At 54.7% G+C, this 1,038-nt stretch carries 1 protein-coding gene; it reads left to right on the top strand.

What is annotated here, in order from left to right; all coding sequences use genetic code 11:
• A partial coding sequence (locus tag O3648_RS08360) for an HAD-IIB family hydrolase (RefSeq protein WP_371569588.1) occupies positions 1-695 on the top strand: 695 nt, incomplete at its 5' end.
• Positions 696-1,038 lie beyond the last annotated feature (343 nt).

Here is a 1,038-nt window from a genome sequence, read left to right as displayed (position 1 = left end):
GCCTCATCTACATTGCAGAGAATGGTGCGTACCTGGCCGATGAGAGCGGTCAGCTTGCCGTGCATCCCTTTGAAGAAGAGGATGTACCGCGCATCATTGAAGTAGTCCAGGGGCTGAACCACATCGGTCTGCTGGTCTGCACCACCGAAGGTATCTACCTTCCCAAGGACCGTTGTGACCAGATTGTGCACATGATTCGCGGCTATTTTGAAGATACCGGTCAGGATCTTCCCGAAACCCTCACCCTGGAGGACTTTGCGGCGTTCTTCTTCCCTGGCTCGGTCATGGTTGACTCTATTGAAGATTTTGAGGGTGCACCCATTAAGTTCCCGCTGCTGACCCCGCCGAAGCAGACGCAGCAGCTGAGCATCTACCTGCGTGAGGCTCTTCCGCAGACCGTCACCCCGATGGTGAGTGGCTTCGGCGCCATTGACCTAGTGCGTACCGGTGTCAATAAGGCGACCGGTCTGAAGGACCTATGCGAGCGTCTGGACGCTGATCCGGCGGGTATTCTTGCCTTCGGTGACGGTGAGAACGACATGGAGATGCTCAGCTACGCAGGCTGGGGTGTTGCTATGTCTAACGCCCCGGAGATTGTGCGAGATGTTGCTGACGAGGTGATTGGTTCGAACGAGGAACAGGCCGTTCTGGAGTACCTGGAGCAACTCCTTGATTGTTTGGAAGCTTCGCAATAGACGCTTCACAAAGAGACGCGCAGAAGTGTTTGTCTGCGGGGCGGTGCGGACCTGGGTGAACCTCAGGTAAACACCGCCCTGAAATATTCTGGCAAGGTTGCTAGAAACCCTTGCTGGTAACGAACAGCACCCGTGAGCGCAGAATCTATCCGATAGAATTAACAGAATTAGTTTTGTACCCGTTTAAGGAGAGTATGATGGCAGGAAACCCGCTTCTGAATTCAATGACGAAGAATGTCACTCAGGGTGACTCTCGTTTCGGTCGCTTTGGTGCACAGCCTCAGCAGGCCAGCCAGCAGGCGCAGTACGGTCAGCAGCCCTATAATCAGCAGTATGGCCAGCC

Origin of the sequence: Rothia sp. 27098_8_161 (genome assembly GCF_041432905.1) — a bacterium.
Lineage (GTDB): Bacteria > Actinomycetota > Actinomycetes > Actinomycetales > Micrococcaceae > Rothia.
This window is presented reverse-complemented; position numbering and strand designations above follow the sequence as displayed.